We start from the raw sequence: 15,793 nt of genomic DNA, 5'->3' as shown, positions 1-15,793 counted from the left end.
GGTCTGGTGGCCATAGCACGAGCGAAACACCCGATCCCATCCCGAACTCGGCCGTTAAGCGCCGTCGCGCCAATGGTACTGCGTCTCAAGACGTGGGAGAGTAGGTCACCGCCAGACCTGGAAAGAAACGCACATCTCTCTGAAACGATCGCACCACCCCCCGCACCCAAAAACCCGCGGGGAACCCGCTGCACAAACGCAGCACGGACGCGGGGTAGAGCAGCCCGGTAGCTCGTCAGGCTCATAACCTGAAGGCCGCAGGTTCAAATCCTGCCCCCGCAACCAGAAATTCTGCACTTTCCTCAACCTCCCGTAACAGGGAGGTTTTTTGCGTTCCGCTTACCTGGTCCACCCCCAGGCTCAGCCGCAGGATGGCGGCAAGGCTGCCGTGGAGCTCGACCCGCGGCCGCATGCGCTTGCCGCCCGTCGGCTCGGGCGTGATGACGATCCGGTCGATCAACCCGCGAATCGTCTCGCGGGCCTCGCTCTCCGTCTCCGGCTCTGTCAGGCCCGAGATCAAGCGCCGGATGCGCTCGTGATATGTGTCGGCGATTCGCGGATGCAGCCAGGTCGGCGATGCCGGGGCAGGGGTCGCGGCCAAGTCCGTCTCCAGCTGCTTCTGCCGCCGCTCGAGTTGCGCCATCCGGTCCTTGATCCGCTCGGCCGGGGTGCCGGCGAGGATGGCGTTCACAAGGACATCCTGGTCTCTGATGACCTTGGCTAATTCCTTCTGCTTCGTGGCGCGGTCATCGACATGGTTAATGGCCAGGCGGTTGCGCTCGGCTATGTATTCCGCGGCAAAGGCCTTCACCAAGTCGGGATCCATCAGCCGCTCGGATAGGAGCGTCAGGATACGACCCTCCAGGTCTTGCCGGCTGATGCCGGTGCGGTTGGCGCAGACCGAGGTGCCCTTGTTGCGGGAGTTCGAGCACCCAAAGCGGTCCTTGGCAATGGTCGAGAAGCCGCCCCCGCAACAGCCACACTTCATCAGCCCGGTCAGCAGGAACTTCGGTTTGCGCTTCTGCCAGGCCTGAGCGTCCGTGTGCCCGATCTTGCGCTCGTCCTGGCGGGTCTTCACCTTGTCCCAAAGGTCCTGGTCTATGATCCGCAACTTCGGCACGTCGCTGACGGTCCACTCGGCGCGCGGGTTCGGGCGCGACCGGCGCTTGCCGGTTTCCGGATTCGTTAAATAGCTCTGCCGATTCCAGACCTGCCGGCCGATGTAGAGCTCGTTGTTCAGGATGCCGGTGCCGCGCTTCGGATTGCCGTGGATGGTCGACTTGTCCCAAGCGGGGCCGCGCGGACCCGGAATGCCCTCGCGGCTCAGCAGGTCGGCAATCTTGTTGGGTGAAAGACCTTCGGCATAGCTGCGGAAGATCCGGCGGATGATCGCGGCCTCCGTCTGGTTGATCTCCCGGTCACCGAACTCGATCTCACCATCGTCCCCGACGCTCCGCCGCACGGTATAGCCGTAGGCAATGCCGCCGCCCGACTTGCCCTGCAAGACCCGGCCCTGCAGACCCCGCCGGGTCTTCGCCGCGAGATCTCGCAGCAACATGGCGTTCATCGTTCCCTTCAGCCCGATATGCATCTCGTTGACCGAGCCCTCGGAGAGCGTCTCCACGGCCACGCCGGCGAAGCTCAGGTTCTGGTAGTGGGTGGCAATATGGGCCTGGTTGCGCGATAGCCGGTCCAGCGCCTCGGTGATGACGATGTCGAAGCGGCCCTCGCGGGCATCCTGCTGCAGGCGCATGATCCCGGGGCGCATGAACGAGGCGCCAGAGATCGCGGCATCCTCATAGGTTGCGACGATCTGCCAACCCTCGTGCCGAGCCCGCTCGCGGCAGAGCCGGACCTGGTCCTCGATCGACGAGATGCTCTGCAGATCGCTGGAATAGCGGGCATAGATGGCAGCGCGAAGGGTCATGGATGGTTCTCCAACTCAGGACGCAGCATTGGGCGGCGTTCGGTCTCAGAGGGGCTCCCGTTCTGCGGCATGGTCCGCGCGGGCCGCATCCCTGGCGAGCGCCTGGACCAGGGCAATCAGTGCGCAGGCGTCCGGGGCGAAGGTGGCAGGGGCGGCAGAGGCTGCAGGCCGGCCATCAACCGATTCCTGCTTCCCATCCGCCCTGCTGTTGCGCCTCTTTGCCACCTGACATGCCTTTCCGGTCCGCGCGGAGCGGTCCTCCGGCGGCTGATCCTTGCTGCTGCTCTTGTGGGAACATCGCTGTTCTGCCCTCGGGATCAGTATAGGTCAGGCGGAAAGGAGAGAGGGGCCGGCTGGGCCGAAATCCGGCGTGAAACTGGGCATTCGCGCGGTTCATTGTGGATAACCCCGGCCCACGGGGCATTGCGGCCGCGTGCGAGCCGGTATCCCGCTCCCGCCACGGCCACTCCACTGCCGAGATACGCCTTGTGCGTCGCAAGGCCGGTTGTGAAAAAGAAAGACGCATCCCCAGGGAGGATGCGCCCACGGTCCACGCCATACGCCTCAGGCGGCTGATGCGTGCGCATCGGCCAGGGGTGCCAGCCGCGCGGCGAGCGCCTCCTCGCCGAGGAAGCCCGTGGATTCCAGCTCGCGGCCGAGATCATCCAGCAGCTGGTGGTGCCGGCAGAGGATCTCCTGGGCGTCCTCCATGGCGCGATCGAGCCGGCGCTGGAGCCGGGCCCGCGTGGCCGGCGGCAGAGACAGGATCAGCCGCGGGTCCGGCAGCGCGCCGATGGAGAGATGGCCATGATCCCCGAGGCCGAGGCTCACCTCGCAGGCGAGCAGAAGTTGTGTGGCGCGGGCAAGATCGGCTTGAAGGTCGCCGCCGGCCCCGCCACTGGCGTCTCCGAGCATCAGCAGCTCCGCTGCCCGGCCCCCGAGATGGGCGATGCATTGCCGGTGCGCCTCGGCCCGGGTGAGGTCGGTCGGGTGCCAGCGGGACAGGGTCTCGCCGCCCTCGGGTCCGATCCGCAGCGCCCGGACGATCCCCAACCCGAGCGCGGCGGTGACAACCGCGTGCCCGGCCTCGTGCAGCGCCGCGCGCTGCCGCATGGGGGCGGGCAGCGCCCCGTGATCGGGAGCGAGGGTCTCGCGGAGATCCCGCTCCGCGAGCGGGCGCCGGGCGCGCCGAGCCTTGGCCCGTGCCGCGCGCACGGCAGCGGCGCAGTCCGCTCCGGTGCGGCCGAGGGCCATCTGCCCGAGCGTGACGAGGTCCGCCTCCGGCAGGGCCTCGCCCAGGTGCTGGCGCAGGATGACGGCCAGGGCCGCCGCATCGGGGTGGTTCACATGGACGAGCTGGTCGAAGCGCCCCGCGCGACGGATCGCGGGGTCCAGTTGCTCGGCATCGTTGCACGCGCCGATGACCACCACGCCTGCGCGACCCGCGATCCCGTCGAGCAACTCGAGGAACCCCGTGATGACCTTCTGTTCATAGGACTTGTTGCTGGAGGATTGGCGACTGGTGCGCGAGCCGAAGGCATCGATTTCGTCGATGTAGATGATGCTCGGGGCGTGCTTTGCGGCTTTGTAGAAGCTGCCGCGCATGGTCTTGAGCATGTCCCCGAGATGTCCGGCGGCCTGCCACTGCGCATAGCTGGCGCTTTCCAAGTGAATTCCGCGTTCTCTCCCTATCGCGCGGGCCAACTCCGTCTTGCCGGTGCCGGGTGGCCCGGCGATCAGCAGTCCTCGATGGACGTCGCGCCAGTCCAGTGTGCCGGCAGCCCAAGCACGCAGATCGTCGACGATGCCGAGCGCGATCTCGCGCGCTTCGCCCAGGCCTGCAAGTTCGGCCAAGGAGATGCCTTCCGGCTCGGAGCGGGCAGCGGGTGACGGCGCCCTCCCTCGGCGCTCGTTTGCAGTCTCCGTCTCCGTCTCTGCCGGCCAGCCGCCGCGCGTCAGCAGCGCCGCCGCCGCCTCGGCGCTGTCGCAGCGTAGAGCGAGCATCAGGCCCAGCAGCGGGATCTCCGCCAGCCGTGCGTCCGGCGGGAGCAGGGGCCGTAGTGCGGTCGCATCGGTGCCCGGATACGCCTGTGCCAGGAACTCGGCGACGATCTCCCGTTCGAGAAGCCGGAATGGAAGGATCCGCGCCTCTGTCTCCCCGAGGATCTCCCGGGCCTCGAGATCGTCGGGCAGAAAGATGATGATGGGCGCGGGAGACGCCAGGGCCGCGGTTAGCTCCACTCGCAGCTGTGCGTAAGTGAGCCAGCCAGGCTGCTCGCTCCTGACCAAGGTGACGGCGCCTGCGCGGAGCCGATCATGATCGCTCTTTGCGACAAAGAAGCCCGGGGGCAGCGCCGCCGGCAGCAGGCGGGCGAGGTCGATCACGAGCTCGGACCTGACGCCGGTCAGGATGAGGATGGCGCCGCGCTCCAGCTCTGCGGCCAGCGCCGCGCGGCTGCCGAGCGTGGCGGCAAGGCCAAGGGCCAGCAGCGACTGGCGGGCGGTCAGGGCAGGGGCCATTGCCGGCTCATCGGACAGCCCGCCGCGCGAGGCGGACACGTTGGGATCGGAGTGGGGGGCGTTGCCGATCGCCCGGTCCGCCTCCTTGGCCAGAAGGGTTGCGCGGATCTCGGCGGCATAGCTGCGCCAATCCGCAACGGCGGCAGGATCAGAAGGGTGAGTGTCGGTCATGAGGACCTCCCGTGGTGGTATCGAGACAGGAAAGGTGAGTTGAGGGCGTCGCGGTCAGAGTGCGCGCCTGTGCTGCCTTCTGCGCCTGTTGCGCCGGGCAAGACGCCGCGCGGCGCGCCGGGCCAACTTCGCCTAGTGCCTGACGAGCGCCTTCACGCGCATCTCGATCCCGTCGAGCAGGCGCATGATCTCCGGCTCGATCGACGCACAATAGATCTCGGAGACCACCCGCACCTCGCCGGCAAACTCGCTTCGGTGGAGAACGGCGTCCGGACGCTCCCGCCGCAGGGTTGCGTGCAGCTCCTTCTCCAGCCGGATCGCGAGGTGGCCACTGGGAATGGCGACGGTGCGGATCAGACGGGCATATTGGTCGGGGTCGGTGATCAGTTGATGCCGCAACCTCGACTGCGGGTCCCGGGAATAGCCTGCCTTGATCACGTCGCGGCCGTTCTTCAGCACGAAGCGCATTGCATAGATGTTGCTCTCGGCCGTGGTCCAGCCGTCCGAACAGCAGCCGCAGGCAAACCTGCCCGTCATCATGTTGCCGACCGCCACGCGCTGGACGTGCCCGCAGCCATGTCGATAGAGCCGGTAGCTCTGATCCCCCTGGGGGTCAGGGCCGATCAGCTCCCAGCCGCGGGCCCGAGCCTCGGCCGCGAGGCGCTCGGCGTGGCACGTCTCGCAGCGGATCGCTGTCTTGCCTTGCCGGACGCGCTCGAGCAGCTCCTGCTGACGGCTGGTCTCGTGGCCGCAGGGCAGGAGGATGCGAAAATAATTGCTATGGTCGCCCCGCCCCAGGTAGCTGACGCCGGCGGCCGCGCAGAGCGCACGACGGCGGGTGTCGAGACAAGTCGGGCAGGCCGGCTCGCTGGTCCGCAGCACGAAGACCCTGGAGATCATCTCGGCGCCGCAGTCCTCGTGGCGTAGCACGAGGTGATAACGATCGCGCACGCGGCCGACGATGTCATAGCCTTTCTCTGCCGCAATCTCCTGCCAGGCGTCCGGAATGGCGGCGGGGTAGACGGGATACGCATGCTGGTTGCTGACGGCGAGCACGGCGTCGAGGTCGAGGTGGGACATGGAATGTCCTCCTATGTGCAGGTGATGGGACGACAGCACCCGGCAGCCGCGCAGGCGCGGGAAGCCCGCAGAGGTGGGAGCGTTGAGGCAGGGCAGGACCGGACCCGGACAATGCCGGGGCGGTCAGCCGGTGCTGTCAGGAGATGCCGTGGGTGGGGTCAGGCAGCCGCGGCGCAGAGATCCGGGCACGCGCCCTCGACATCGCCATCCTGGCGATAGAGCGTGAGCCCGGCCATGTCGGCGATGCGCCTGCGTGCCGCCGCGATCTGGCTGCGCACCCGCAGCGCCGCCGGGCTCTCCCCCGGCACCCGCAGGTGCATCAGGATCTCCGCTTCGGTCGCGGCGTAGCGGCGGAACGCGGACGCCGTGCCTTCCCGGACCAGGGTCGCGATCAGCAGCGCCATGCGCCAGAGCGGCGCATCGTCCAGGGAAGCCGGGCGGCTGCTGGTGATGTGGGCGAGCACCTCGTAAAGCCGCAGCTCGGCCGTCTCCGCATCGTCCAGCCAGGCGCGATAGGCGGGATCCCACAGGTCGACTTCGTCAAGTTCGCGCTCGCACTGGATGTGCGTGTCCAAGGCGGCGAGCAGAGCGGCGAAGGCAATCGAGAGGGGCGGGGGCGGAAGCGTCGATGCTTCAACCGCGCCGCAGCGTGTGTTAGAGATCAGATTAGCCATGTCATTCTCCAGACAGAGTGGCAGGGTTAGAGCCTTGGCGAGAGTTGGCGCTCTTGCCTTGGCTCGCTATTTATGGCACCATAAAACACATAAGTCAACTGCAGATCCGGTCATGATGAAGAAAAGTAAGATCGGTCGTCCGCGTGTTGATACAGAATCGATAAATCTGCGCCTTTCACGTGAACTGATCGAGGCCATCGACGACCGACGTCGCTTCGAGAAGGATCTGCCAACCCGCCCCGAGATGATCCGGCGCGCCTTGGTGCAATGGCTGGAACTGACCAAGCCACCTGCCACAGGCGAATGAGTCCGTCAGGCAAGATACCCAGGTTTTTGGGATAGGCGGACCGTAGTGGTTGGAGTGCGGGTTTGCTTACAGAAGAGCACAAAGAAGTAGCCAGGTGCGAAAGCGCGGCATGACGACCCCTCAAGAACGATACTGGGTAGTTGATGATCTTCCTTTGTCCGGTCTCAGCTGGGGTTCGGAAGATGGAACGCCGATCTTGGCACTCCATGGCTGGATGGACCACGCCGGGGGCTTCCAGGTGCTCGCGCCACGTCTCCACGGATGCCAGGTGGTCGCGCTGGATCTGAGCGGACAGGGGCACAGCGGCCATCGTGCCGCTCATGCCACATACAACATCTGGGATGACCTTCCGCAGCTAGTCGGCCTGATGGATCAGCTCGGTTGGCAGGATTGCGTTTTGCTCGGCCACTCCCGGGGCGCCAACATCTCGGCCCTGCTGGCGGCCGCCCTGCCGGACCGGGTCCGCGCCATTGTGGCGCTGGACTCCCTCGTGCCCGAGCCAACCGATGCAACGGTGGTCACGACCTTGCGGGCGTTCCTTCAGCAGACGCGCAGCCAGGCCGAGCGGCCAGCCAGGCTATTTGCCGAGCGGGAGGGCTACATCAGCCGCCGCGTCAGGCAGGGCAACACCCGGCAAACGGCGGAGATGCTTGCGGACCGCGCCCTCGAGGATACGCCGGATGGGTTCCGGATGCGCGGCGATCCGCGGCTGTTAGCCAGCTCTGCGGTGAAGCTGACACAGGCCGAGGTCGAGGACGTGCTGCGGGCGATCCGATGCCCGGTGCTGAACATCTGGGCGTCCGCAGGCATCCTGCCCTTTCGCCCCAAGCTTGCCGAGATGGTGCGCCGGGCCGAGACCCTGCTTTCGGATTACGAGCGCCTGGAACTCCCGGGCGATCATCACTTTCATCTCGATCCACAAGGCGCAGGGCAGATTGCCGCCGCCATGCTGGAGCTCCTAAACCAGAGGAGTCTGCGGTGAGCCCACATGCGCTCTTCGCTACTGCCCTGCTTGGCAGCGCCTGCGCTGACCGGCCTTGCAGATAACCTGCCCAGATCAGCGGGTAGCTCAGAGGGACCTGATCTCCTGGCATCGATATGATCGCCCGATATGGATGTCAGCCCAGACCTCACCTGTCACGCTCTCTCACCTCTGGGTCTGCCGCGAAGAGGCTCGGCAGCCGATTGAGTGCCTGGACGTCGTCGAAGAGGGTGGAGGCCTGCTGTTGGTCGCCGCTCGACAGGTCGGCTGCGCCATGGCGGTCAAACAGGTCGTGGAGCCACTTCTGCGCCTCGGGGCTACCAGATGGCGGAGGCGGCCAGTTGCGACCTGCTGAAGCCGGCTTCGCGTCACTCGGCGGGTGGGCAAGACCGAGAGAACGCGCTGCTGCGGGTTCCGGAATGTCCCGACTTTCCGCCTCTGCTTTGCGTTCGAGGTTCGCCCCGGATGGCCGCCCGGGCGCTGGGACCTCAGTCGTCTCTCCGGCATGCCTGGGGTTGGAGATCTGCTCGACAGTAGGGGCGGCACTCAGCCTAGGCAGAAGACCCTCCTCCAGACCAGCGCGGATTTCGCCGACCATCTTGGATACGTCAGGCTTGAGAGCTTGCGGCACGATCAGGCGGATCCGCGTGAGACCTGCGGCGCGCTTGCGGTCCCGCGCACGTCGTGCCTGCGCACGCCGTCGGAGTGTCAGTCCCATGCCGCGCCAAGCTGCGGGATCGTCGGCACCCTCTCCGCACGTCTCGTGCCCCGGGGGCGTATCGGTTTGCGACGGTTCAGACTGGCTGGCGGGCATCGCCTCCGCCAGCTCCCACGAGAGGATCGGCGATGAGGTCCAGCCGGCCTGATGTGCTCGACAGATCTCCATCACTATTGTGCGGATCAGTGCGGCATGTGCTTCCGGGACCCAAGTGGAGAACTCGACCTCGCCACGGGCCGCCTGACGGTCACGGGTGCGCCGGTATTCCGCTGCCTTGCGATCGGTGAGGCGCCGTCCCCGGGCGGCATGGTCGGACTCGCTCAGCACCGGCCGAGCGATGGTCTTGGATCGGGCGGGCAGGCGAGGCATGGACATCCTGGTGCGAACGTGGCCCGGATGATCATAGTCCGTCGTCCTGAAAAATTCAGGTCAGCCAGAGCAGACCATTGTGGACAACCTTCCGAGCAGGACAGGCGGCTGGTGATCGGGAAGGCTTGGCTATCGGGCTTTCACAGGACCCGGCTCGGTGTCCCGTGCGGGGCCCTGCTTCGCCTCCGTGGTAGGCTCCTGAGCAAGTCTCCCCCGCTGGTATCCACAAAACCTGTCGAGTGCAGTTGGGATTTTCACCGGGTAGGGCGATAAACCCCTGGCGGTGCTGAATGCTGCGTCAGACAGGGGGGCGGATGCCACGGCCAAGGAAATCGCCGGAAGAAAAGCGGTCCAAATGGCAGGTGCTGAACGTGACCACGGCCGAGCGGGCCGCCATCACCGCCGCGGCACGGGAGGCCGGGCTCAGCATCAACGACTATATCCTGGCCTGCACACGGCAGACCCGGCTGGTCCGGCGCGGAGACCGGGAGCACGTCGTGCGGCTCCTGGCCGGGATCGAGGCCCGGCTGGAGGAGATCGCCTGGCAGGTCATGGCCGCGCCGTTGTCCACGCAGGACGTGGCAGGGCTGTTGCTGGCGCTCCGCGGTGTCGAATTATCGCTGCGGCAGAGTGCCGGGGGTAGGGCAGACACGAACGATGCCGAGGAAGACGTCGAGTGCTGATCTCCTTCGCCTCCTATCACGACAATGACAGCGCGCGGCGCGGCGCCGACCGCTACCTGCCGCTGACGCGCTACATGGATGCCCCGGTCGTCATGAAGGAGATTGGCGGGGTGCGAGAGCCGGTTCTGCGCGATCCCCGGCCCGAGGTTCTCTGCGGTCGTGACGATACGTTGCGCCAGGTGCTGTCGATCCTGCCATTCGAGCGGAAATACACGAGCTTCGTCCTGTCCTTCGCCGCAGGGGACGTGGATTGCGCCGCTTTCAATGCTGGAGATCCGGTGCTGAGAGGGCAGGTGGACCTGACCCTGCAACTGGTTTTCGCTCTGGCTTGGGCCGGTATTCCCGAGCGGTCGCGGCCCGCGCGCTACGTCACGACCCACACGCATACCGGTCGCCTGGAAGTCAACGTGGTGCTGCCGCGCGCGGTGGTCCGTGCCGATGGGCGGCTGAGGAGCCACAATCCGCATCCACCCGGCGACGCGGAGCGGTCACTGAGGGCGTGGATGGCGTTACAGGACCTGGTGAATGCCCGCCACGGCTGGGCGGATCCCCTGGACCCTGCGCGTCGGCGCATCTTCACCCCGCCCGACATCATGAGCAAGCGCGCCGCCGAGATGCGCCGCGCGGGGTTGGAGCCCGATCCCGATGCGCGGATGGCACTGATCGAAGCCCTTGAGGCCGCGGTCATGGCCGGGGAGATCCGGACCAGCGAGGAGGCCGAGGGGTATCTTGCGCCCCTGCTTGAAGCGAAAGGACTCGCGATCCTCCATCAGCAGCGCGGCGCAATCACGATCGGGAGGAGCCCGGGCGCGCCGCTTGCGGAGCGCTTGCGGCTGCGAGGGCCGCTCTTTGACAAGGGCTTCGTCCTCTCGCCGCCGACCCCAGCCGAGAGGGCGGCGCGGGCCGCCGAGCTGAAGGAAGCCCCGGCGCGATTTCGCGAAGCATGGCGCCGCCGGGCGGACTACAACGTGGCACGTTATGGGCAGGAGGCATGGCAGCGTGAAGAGCTTGATCTTGCCGCATGGGCGGCTGCTGATCCTGCGGCCACCCGCCGGCTGATCCCGGCGCGCCATCATCTCGCCCTCCCTCTGGCCGACACATATCAGGAGAGCCTGCATGTCCCTGCCCAACCCCAGCCCGATGGACCGTCACATCCTCGACCTGCTGGACAGGATCGAACGCGCGCAGATGGAGCGGCTCGCGTCATTGGAGGAAAGGATGCGCACCCTGGAGGCACGGAACGACGAGTTGGAGGCGCAGCTCCGCTCCCAAGAGAGCGGGATCATCAGCTTGTCGGACTCGCTCGCCGCCTATCTGGCCCTGCCGGCCTCGCCGCGCGCCTGAGCCGGCTGGCCGCCGTTCTCGTGCCGCTCGCGGCCCGCCTGAAGCCGCTGCGGGTCCGGGCAGCCGTGGCCGGAGCTGTGCCTCCCGGACGCTTGGCCCGTCTGGAGCAGACTGCAACCCGACTGGAGAAACTGGATGACGACTGGACAAGCAAGCCCCGAAGAACTGGCGGAGGACCTGGTGCTCGCGATGCGGCATCTCGAGCCGCTGCTGACGGCCATGCTGGCGCTCCTGCAGAACTCGGATCGGGCCGTGGAAGGGCAGATCGAGGCGCTCTCCGCGGTGATGGAGAGGATCGCCACAGGGCTGGAGACCACGACGGAACATCTCCAGGCTATTGGCCCGCGACTGCAGGCGCAGGAAGCAGGTCTGAACGGTCTGTCCAGCCAAGTGAGAGCGCTGGGGCAGCGCCTCGACTACCAGGAGCGGGGCAGGGACAAGTTGCAGGGACGCATGGAGGAGTTCCTCGACCTACTCCGGGACTAGGCAATGCGCCGCGCCTGATCGTTCTGCTGCGGGCCGGGGAACGCTTCCGGAACGCCATGCCGATCCCCCAGGCCCGGCTCCGGATCATCCCCGGCGGTCTGCGTTACGAGTCCCGCGTGATCCGCCTGGATTTGCTGCGGGACAGGATCGTGCTCCAGGACGTGACTCCGCTTGCTCCGGCCCAGCAGAGACGATTGCTGACCCTGATCGCTGCCCTTGTGCGGGACCTTGGCTTCGAACCCCTCCCCGGCGGAGAGTTGCAGGAGTTCCCGTCGGCCGGAACGGCCTTCGCCGCTCATCCGATGATCCGACAGTCTGGCGACATGGGCGGCAGCGCGTGGGTGAGAGAGGCCGCGGACGAAGTGGTCCCGTCGCCGTCTACCGATGACCCTGTCGATGACCCCACCCTGCCCGACGAGACCGAGATCTGCCAGGACGATGACGGGATGCGACTGGGCATGTGAGCAGCCCGGCCGAGTGGCAGTGTGCCTACAGAGCAGTAGGCCATATCCGGTCCTGAAGAGGCTCCGGACAGATCGTCATCTGCATGGATGGCGAGAAATTCCTGACAATGAAGTCTCAACAATTCAGTTGGTTGGATAAAGGTGGACGCACCTATTTCATTTCGCAACCTGGAATTGGGGAGGCGGATCCCGTGATGGCACGGTCACCTGTCAACCCCGTAACACCCGTTACGCTTGCGTTACGCCGCCTGATACATCCAAGTTATTGAATAAGGATGAAAATAATTTAATACGTAACAACGTAACACATATACATACATACACGCACACACGCACACACGCATACGCGCGCACACACATACGCGCATACGCGGGCATATGATTTTCTTCTCCGGCGTTACGGGCGTTACGCTTTTACAGCATTGTAAATGAAAGATTTTAGCGTAACGAATGTGTTACGGGGCCTGTTACGCCAAGGCGGCGGGCCGGAAGGATGGCAGGTTATCCACATTGGCGATCAGCGCCTCGGTTTCGGTTTTCACGAGCCGCCGCTAGAGTTTCCTCAGGTGCAATCGACCGAGGCCTGATCCATGCGAAACTGCCATCCAATCTGCTGCGGAACCGCCAATGATCCCGGCTGCCGGGTATCCGGCTGCCAAGAGGCAGTGCGCTGCCGCATTGGCTCGGGGCGGGAAACCGGGATATCGGAAGGCCGTCGCGGCCTGCGCAAGGCGTCCTGGAACCGTTCAAGCATGGGTCGGAGAGCCGGGAGCAACCGGGCGTGGGATGGTCATCGCGGATGTTGTTTGCTTCCCTTCACCGGAAGTCCCGCGGCTTCACCCGGATCGTGTCGAGATGCAGGTCGCGGACATACATGTCGCGGGGGCGTGGTCCGGCGGGCTGACGACCACGGGGATCGGGTCCGGACAAGCCATGGTGGAACTCGTCGCCGCGGCCGTGGGGCAGGGGAAAGCTCCCCTCGCGCATCCCCACGCTGGCCAGCTCCCGTGACAGATCGGTGATCCTGTAGATCACGAGATGCACGACCTCGCCCTCGCGCTGGACGCGGGCCTTCACCGCGATCATGGGGGCGGCAAGGATGATGCGGCGATGGGCCTCGAAGACCCTGGTCCAGACCACGAGATTGGCGATGCCGGTCTCGTCCTCGAGGGTGAGGAAGATGACGCCCTTGGCCGAGCCCGGGCACTGGCGGACGAGGACGATCCCGGCGGCCTCGAGCCAGCGGCCGTTGCGGGACTGCATGGCATCAGTGCAAAGGACGATCCCGCGCCGGCGGAGGTCCCCGCGCAGGAAGGCCCCGGGGTGGTCGCGCAAGGAGAGCGGGCGTAGTCCTCGACGACCTGCGGCTGCAGCGCATAGGTTGAAGGGAGGCCAAGTCTCCAGCTGGATGCCGGGTCAGAGCCGGTCGGGCGCAATGGGTGGTCATACCCGGCGTGTGCATTAATCTGCGGAATGCCACCGAACCCTTGCATGATCCGTTCGGGATGCTGCCCGCTGCGGCCGGAGGATACGCTTCCGCTCCTATTCCAGCCGGAGAACTCCAGCCTCGAGCGATCCGGTTTCAGGGCTCAGCACCATCCATGTGGTGGGCCTTTATGACGGCCGCTTTCAAAGCGGCTTGAAGTCCCGAGACGAAACCTGCAGATCGCGCTGCATTGATGCCTGCAGCCGTGGTGCCTTCATAGGCAAGATAAGCCTCGATTATTTCGGGCGCCTGGCTGATCCGCCCGGCCAGAACCTGGGGCGCGTCGCAGATCACGGCTTCGGCCGCACGCCAAGCGACAGCCTCTGCAATGCCGTTGGCCCGCAGGAAGTCGGCCAGCGCCGTGGCAAGGAGCGCCGGATAGGCGGTGCCCGAACCGGGCACGGCGGTCATCAGGTCGAGATGGCTTTCCTCTTGCAGCTCGTCTTCGCTGCCGATCGCCGACAGCAGCCATCGGACTGCCGCCCGATCCGCGTCGGTCACACCCGAACCAGCGATCCAGGGGGAGTAGGATCGGCCGATCTCAGCTGCCGCATTCGGCATCGCCCTCACGATTCTTCCCCGGCAGCCAGCAAGCCGGGCAAGCCTTGTGCCGGCCATGAAGGACACCACCAATTGGCCGGGCACCATCAGCTTCAGCGCTGGCCAGTCCTGAGGCCGGACCGAGACCACCACGATATCGCTGCAGGCGACCAGCTCGTCCACGTCCCGCGCCCATGTCACATCCGCATGGCCGTGGTAGTCCGTCCCGGGACCGCTGCGGTTCAGCAGCACCAGCTCGGCCGGCCCGAGCATCCCTCGCGCAAGAAGCTGCCCGCCCAGCGCCGAACCAAGCCAGCCGGTGGCTCCAATGATGCCGACCCTCACGCCGCAACCGCGCGGTCGTTCCACAAGGCCCAGAGCGCCAGCAGCGGCGTATCGCCGGATCGCATCGCGTGCTGGATGCCCGGCGTGTTGTAGAAGGACCCGCCGACACCGGGCGAGAACCAGTCCCCGTCCTCTTGCCGGAACTCGCCGTTGGAAAGGACGAGGTAGGTTTCCTCGGGCGCGTGGTCGTGGTCGGGATAGCGCACATGCGGCGCCAGAAGCGACACACCAATCCAGATGTCGTTGCGCCGCTCGATCCCGCCCGGGCCGACGAAGACGGCATTCGCATGCGAGGTCGGGAAGTTTGCGCTGGCCGTCTCGTTAGTGCCTCGGGGCCGCCAATCCAGCGCCGGCTCGACCGCGCGAAAGGCCTGCGCCAGGGGGCCGAGGTCGGGGTGGGCCGAGAGCGAGTCCAGCATCAGGCCGAGGTGCTCGCAGACGGGCTGGCGGCTGCCCGGAGCCTCGCGCTGCGGCTCGACCCGTCCGGCGGCAGCGGCGATCCGGCGCAGCGAGGCGCGGGCCTCCTCTCCCGGCGCGCGCCGGGTCAGGACCTCAAGGGTCACGTCAAGGAGCCGCTGCAGTTCCGGGCTGCGGGTGTTCGTCATCGTCCTCTCCTCCACGCTCATGCATCACACCAGAGACTGCTGCCGCGCCCGCCCATCCGGCCTCGGCCTCGCGCGCCATGCCGGACAGCCAAGCCAGGAACAGTTCCGTCACCTGCTTGGGCTTGCCCTTGTGCGGCAGGACAACGTGATAGCCGTCGCTGGTTTGGGCGACATGGGGCGTCAGGCGCACGAGCCGCCGCTGCTCGATCAGGTCCGGGATCAGCCGCGCCCAGCCCAGCGAGATCCCCTGGCCCGCCAGCGCCGCATAGATGGAATCGGTAAAGGAACTGCAGACCATCTGCGCGCCGCGCTTGGGCATCTCGGCGCCGAAGGCCGACAGCCAGGCCTCCCACCCGGTCCACACGGGGTCGTAGGACTGGTGCATGATCAGCGAATGCCGGACGAGCTGGTCCAAGTCGTCGATGGGCCCGTGCGCATGCAGGTAGTCGGGGCTGCAGATCGGATACACCTCGTCGCGGAACAGCAGGATCGAGCGGCCGTCGGGCCAGAGGCCGTTTCCATAACGAATTGTAACATCCACCTCACCACGGCCGAGGTCCACGAACTCGTCCTGCGCGATGATGCGCAGCTTGATGCCGGGGTGCTCGCGGGTGAAGCGCGAGATGCGAGGCAGCAGCCAGAAATGCGAGAAGCCTACCGAGGCCGAGATCACCAGTTCGTCCTGCGCCGAGCTTTCGCTGACCTCGGCGATGGCATCGGCCACCAGCGTCAGCGCGGTGCTGGCCGCGTTCGCAAGCGTCTGCCCCTTTTCCGTCAACTCGATGCGGCGGTGCAGGCGGCGGAAGACCGGGAAACCCAGCATGTCCTCCAGCAGGTGGATCTGGCGACTGACGGCAGCCTGCGTCACCCCAAGCTCGGCCGCGGCGCGGGTGAAGCTGCGCAGCCGCGCCGCGGACTCGAAGGTCACCAGCGCGGTCAGCGGCGGCAGCCTGCGGCGCAATCCCGACATGATCCCGGCTTTCTCCCGCTGCGGCGATTCGCCGCCTTGCCATAACTTCCGATCATGTCATCAAGGATCATTATTGCAGTTGAGGGAAGCCCGCTTCTGGCCCCTAGGATGGCGCACAACCG

At 66.4% G+C, this 15,793-nt stretch carries 16 protein-coding genes, 1 tRNA gene and 1 rRNA gene; 8 read left to right on the top strand and 10 right to left on the bottom strand.

Annotation, left to right across the window (positions count from 1 at the left end; genetic code table 11):
- Nucleotides 1-2: 2 nt before the first annotated feature.
- Nucleotides 3-117 (top strand): 5S ribosomal RNA (rrf, locus tag BLQ03_RS15460).
- 91 nt (nucleotides 118-208) lie between these two features.
- Nucleotides 209-285 (top strand) — tRNA-Met (locus BLQ03_RS15455).
- Here the strand turns inward: BLQ03_RS15455 and BLQ03_RS15450 are convergent.
- From BLQ03_RS15450 to BLQ03_RS15435, 4 genes are all read right to left on the bottom strand, one after another.
- Nucleotides 242-1,927: a recombinase family protein gene (locus BLQ03_RS15450; protein WP_090757226.1), complete on the bottom strand. Its 1,686-nt coding sequence runs from the start codon at nucleotides 1,925-1,927 to the stop codon at nucleotides 242-244. The genes BLQ03_RS15455 and BLQ03_RS15450 overlap by 44 nt on opposite strands.
- A gap of 564 nt (nucleotides 1,928-2,491) precedes the next feature.
- Complete coding sequence (locus BLQ03_RS15445) at nucleotides 2,492-4,618, bottom strand: AAA family ATPase (protein WP_090757224.1); 2,127 nt, start codon at nucleotides 4,616-4,618, stop codon at nucleotides 2,492-2,494.
- A 132-nt stretch (nucleotides 4,619-4,750) separates the two neighbouring features.
- Entirely contained in the window at nucleotides 4,751-5,698 is a 948-nt protein-coding gene (locus BLQ03_RS15440) for a GIY-YIG nuclease family protein (protein WP_090757223.1), read from the bottom strand.
- Between the two features lie 158 nt (nucleotides 5,699-5,856).
- Nucleotides 5,857-6,372 (bottom strand): hypothetical protein, encoded by a 516-nt coding sequence (locus tag BLQ03_RS15435; protein ID WP_090757222.1) that lies wholly within the window; start codon nucleotides 6,370-6,372, stop codon nucleotides 5,857-5,859.
- A gap of 112 nt (nucleotides 6,373-6,484) precedes the next feature.
- Between BLQ03_RS15435 and BLQ03_RS15430 the strand changes: the two genes are divergently transcribed.
- Entirely contained in the window at nucleotides 6,485-6,679 is a 195-nt protein-coding gene (locus tag BLQ03_RS15430; protein ID WP_090757221.1) for a ribbon-helix-helix protein, CopG family, read from the top strand.
- Nucleotides 6,680-6,788: 109 nt separating this feature from the next.
- The gene (locus tag BLQ03_RS15425) at nucleotides 6,789-7,661 is read left to right on the top strand and encodes an alpha/beta fold hydrolase (RefSeq protein ID WP_090757220.1); all 873 of its coding nucleotides are present in this window, start codon (nucleotides 6,789-6,791) and stop codon (nucleotides 7,659-7,661) included.
- Between the two features lie 148 nt (nucleotides 7,662-7,809).
- Here the strand turns inward: BLQ03_RS15425 and BLQ03_RS18060 are convergent, their stop codons facing one another.
- Entirely contained in the window at nucleotides 7,810-8,748 is a 939-nt protein-coding gene (locus BLQ03_RS18060) for a hypothetical protein (RefSeq protein WP_139166772.1), read from the bottom strand.
- Nucleotides 8,749-9,062: 314 nt separating this feature from the next.
- On the opposite strand from BLQ03_RS18060, the gene BLQ03_RS15420 reads away from it, so the two are divergent.
- A complete protein-coding gene (locus BLQ03_RS15420) occupies nucleotides 9,063-9,431 on the top strand; it encodes a plasmid mobilization protein (RefSeq protein WP_217629780.1) in 369 nt (122 codons plus the stop codon).
- A 509-nt stretch (nucleotides 9,432-9,940) separates the two neighbouring features.
- On the opposite strand, the gene BLQ03_RS18685 is transcribed toward BLQ03_RS15420, so the two are convergent.
- Nucleotides 9,941-10,507, bottom strand: coding sequence for a hypothetical protein (locus BLQ03_RS18685; protein ID WP_217629779.1), 567 nt, complete (start codon nucleotides 10,505-10,507; stop codon nucleotides 9,941-9,943).
- 40 nt (nucleotides 10,508-10,547) lie between these two features.
- Between BLQ03_RS18685 and BLQ03_RS15410 the strand changes: the two genes are divergently transcribed.
- The 3 genes from BLQ03_RS15410 (at nucleotide 10,548) to BLQ03_RS15400 (ending at nucleotide 11,725) form a co-directional block, all read left to right on the top strand.
- Nucleotides 10,548-10,775, top strand: coding sequence for a hypothetical protein (locus BLQ03_RS15410; RefSeq protein ID WP_090757217.1), 228 nt, complete (start codon nucleotides 10,548-10,550; stop codon nucleotides 10,773-10,775).
- 135 nt (nucleotides 10,776-10,910) lie between these two features.
- Nucleotides 10,911-11,261 carry a hypothetical protein gene (locus BLQ03_RS15405; protein ID WP_090757216.1) on the top strand — a complete coding sequence of 117 codons (351 nt, stop codon included), beginning with the start codon at nucleotides 10,911-10,913 and terminating at the stop codon, nucleotides 11,259-11,261.
- Between the two features lie 56 nt (nucleotides 11,262-11,317).
- Nucleotides 11,318-11,725 carry a hypothetical protein gene (locus tag BLQ03_RS15400; RefSeq protein ID WP_090757215.1) on the top strand — a complete coding sequence of 136 codons (408 nt, stop codon included), beginning with the start codon at nucleotides 11,318-11,320 and terminating at the stop codon, nucleotides 11,723-11,725.
- A gap of 816 nt (nucleotides 11,726-12,541) precedes the next feature.
- Here BLQ03_RS15400 and BLQ03_RS15395 read toward each other — a convergent pair.
- From BLQ03_RS15395 to BLQ03_RS15380, 4 genes are all read right to left on the bottom strand, one after another.
- Nucleotides 12,542-12,988, bottom strand: coding sequence for an OB-fold nucleic acid binding domain-containing protein (locus BLQ03_RS15395; protein ID WP_245688959.1), 447 nt, complete (start codon nucleotides 12,986-12,988; stop codon nucleotides 12,542-12,544).
- A 319-nt stretch (nucleotides 12,989-13,307) separates the two neighbouring features.
- Complete coding sequence (locus tag BLQ03_RS15390; protein WP_090757214.1) at nucleotides 13,308-14,096, bottom strand: pyrroline-5-carboxylate reductase family protein; 789 nt, start codon at nucleotides 14,094-14,096, stop codon at nucleotides 13,308-13,310.
- Nucleotides 14,093-14,701 carry a dimethylsulfonioproprionate lyase family protein gene (locus tag BLQ03_RS15385; protein WP_090757213.1) on the bottom strand — a complete coding sequence of 203 codons (609 nt, stop codon included), beginning with the start codon at nucleotides 14,699-14,701 and terminating at the stop codon, nucleotides 14,093-14,095. The genes BLQ03_RS15390 and BLQ03_RS15385 overlap by 4 nt, the downstream gene beginning before the upstream one ends.
- Nucleotides 14,661-15,671: a LysR substrate-binding domain-containing protein gene (locus tag BLQ03_RS15380; RefSeq protein WP_090757212.1), complete on the bottom strand. Its 1,011-nt coding sequence runs from the start codon at nucleotides 15,669-15,671 to the stop codon at nucleotides 14,661-14,663. The genes BLQ03_RS15385 and BLQ03_RS15380 overlap by 41 nt, the downstream gene beginning before the upstream one ends.
- Nucleotides 15,672-15,793: the final 122 nt, after the last annotated feature.

The organism is Paracoccus chinensis (assembly GCF_900102885.1).
GTDB classification, from domain to species: domain Bacteria; phylum Pseudomonadota; class Alphaproteobacteria; order Rhodobacterales; family Rhodobacteraceae; genus Paracoccus; species Paracoccus chinensis.
This window is presented reverse-complemented; position numbering and strand designations above follow the sequence as displayed.

Bases quoted from the DNA above. Each gene is read 5' to 3' on its own strand.
- BLQ03_RS15440 (WP_090757223.1), bottom strand. From the start codon at position 5,698: ATGTCCCACCTCGACCTCGACGCCGTGCTCGCCGTCAGCAACCAGCAT.
- BLQ03_RS15425 (WP_090757220.1), top strand. From the start codon at position 6,789: ATGACGACCCCTCAAGAACGATACTGGGTAGTTGATGATCTTCCTTTG.
- BLQ03_RS15445 (WP_090757224.1), bottom strand. From the start codon at position 4,618: ATGACCGACACTCACCCTTCTGATCCTGCCGCCGTTGCGGATTGGCGC.
- BLQ03_RS15420 (WP_217629780.1), top strand. From the start codon at position 9,063: ATGCCACGGCCAAGGAAATCGCCGGAAGAAAAGCGGTCCAAATGGCAG.
- BLQ03_RS15405 (WP_090757216.1), top strand. From the start codon at position 10,911: ATGACGACTGGACAAGCAAGCCCCGAAGAACTGGCGGAGGACCTGGTG.
- BLQ03_RS15450 (WP_090757226.1), bottom strand. From the start codon at position 1,927: ATGACCCTTCGCGCTGCCATCTATGCCCGCTATTCCAGCGATCTGCAG.
- BLQ03_RS15395 (WP_245688959.1), bottom strand. From the start codon at position 12,988: ATGCAGTCCCGCAACGGCCGCTGGCTCGAGGCCGCCGGGATCGTCCTC.
- BLQ03_RS15380 (WP_090757212.1), bottom strand. From the start codon at position 15,671: ATGTCGGGATTGCGCCGCAGGCTGCCGCCGCTGACCGCGCTGGTGACC.
- BLQ03_RS15410 (WP_090757217.1), top strand. From the start codon at position 10,548: ATGTCCCTGCCCAACCCCAGCCCGATGGACCGTCACATCCTCGACCTG.
- BLQ03_RS18060 (WP_139166772.1), bottom strand. From the start codon at position 8,748: ATGCCTCGCCTGCCCGCCCGATCCAAGACCATCGCTCGGCCGGTGCTG.
- BLQ03_RS15435 (WP_090757222.1), bottom strand. From the start codon at position 6,372: ATGGCTAATCTGATCTCTAACACACGCTGCGGCGCGGTTGAAGCATCG.
- BLQ03_RS15400 (WP_090757215.1), top strand. From the start codon at position 11,318: ATGCCGATCCCCCAGGCCCGGCTCCGGATCATCCCCGGCGGTCTGCGT.
- BLQ03_RS15385 (WP_090757213.1), bottom strand. From the start codon at position 14,701: ATGACGAACACCCGCAGCCCGGAACTGCAGCGGCTCCTTGACGTGACC.
- BLQ03_RS18685 (WP_217629779.1), bottom strand. From the start codon at position 10,507: ATGATGGCGCGCCGGGATCAGCCGGCGGGTGGCCGCAGGATCAGCAGC.
- BLQ03_RS15430 (WP_090757221.1), top strand. From the start codon at position 6,485: ATGATGAAGAAAAGTAAGATCGGTCGTCCGCGTGTTGATACAGAATCG.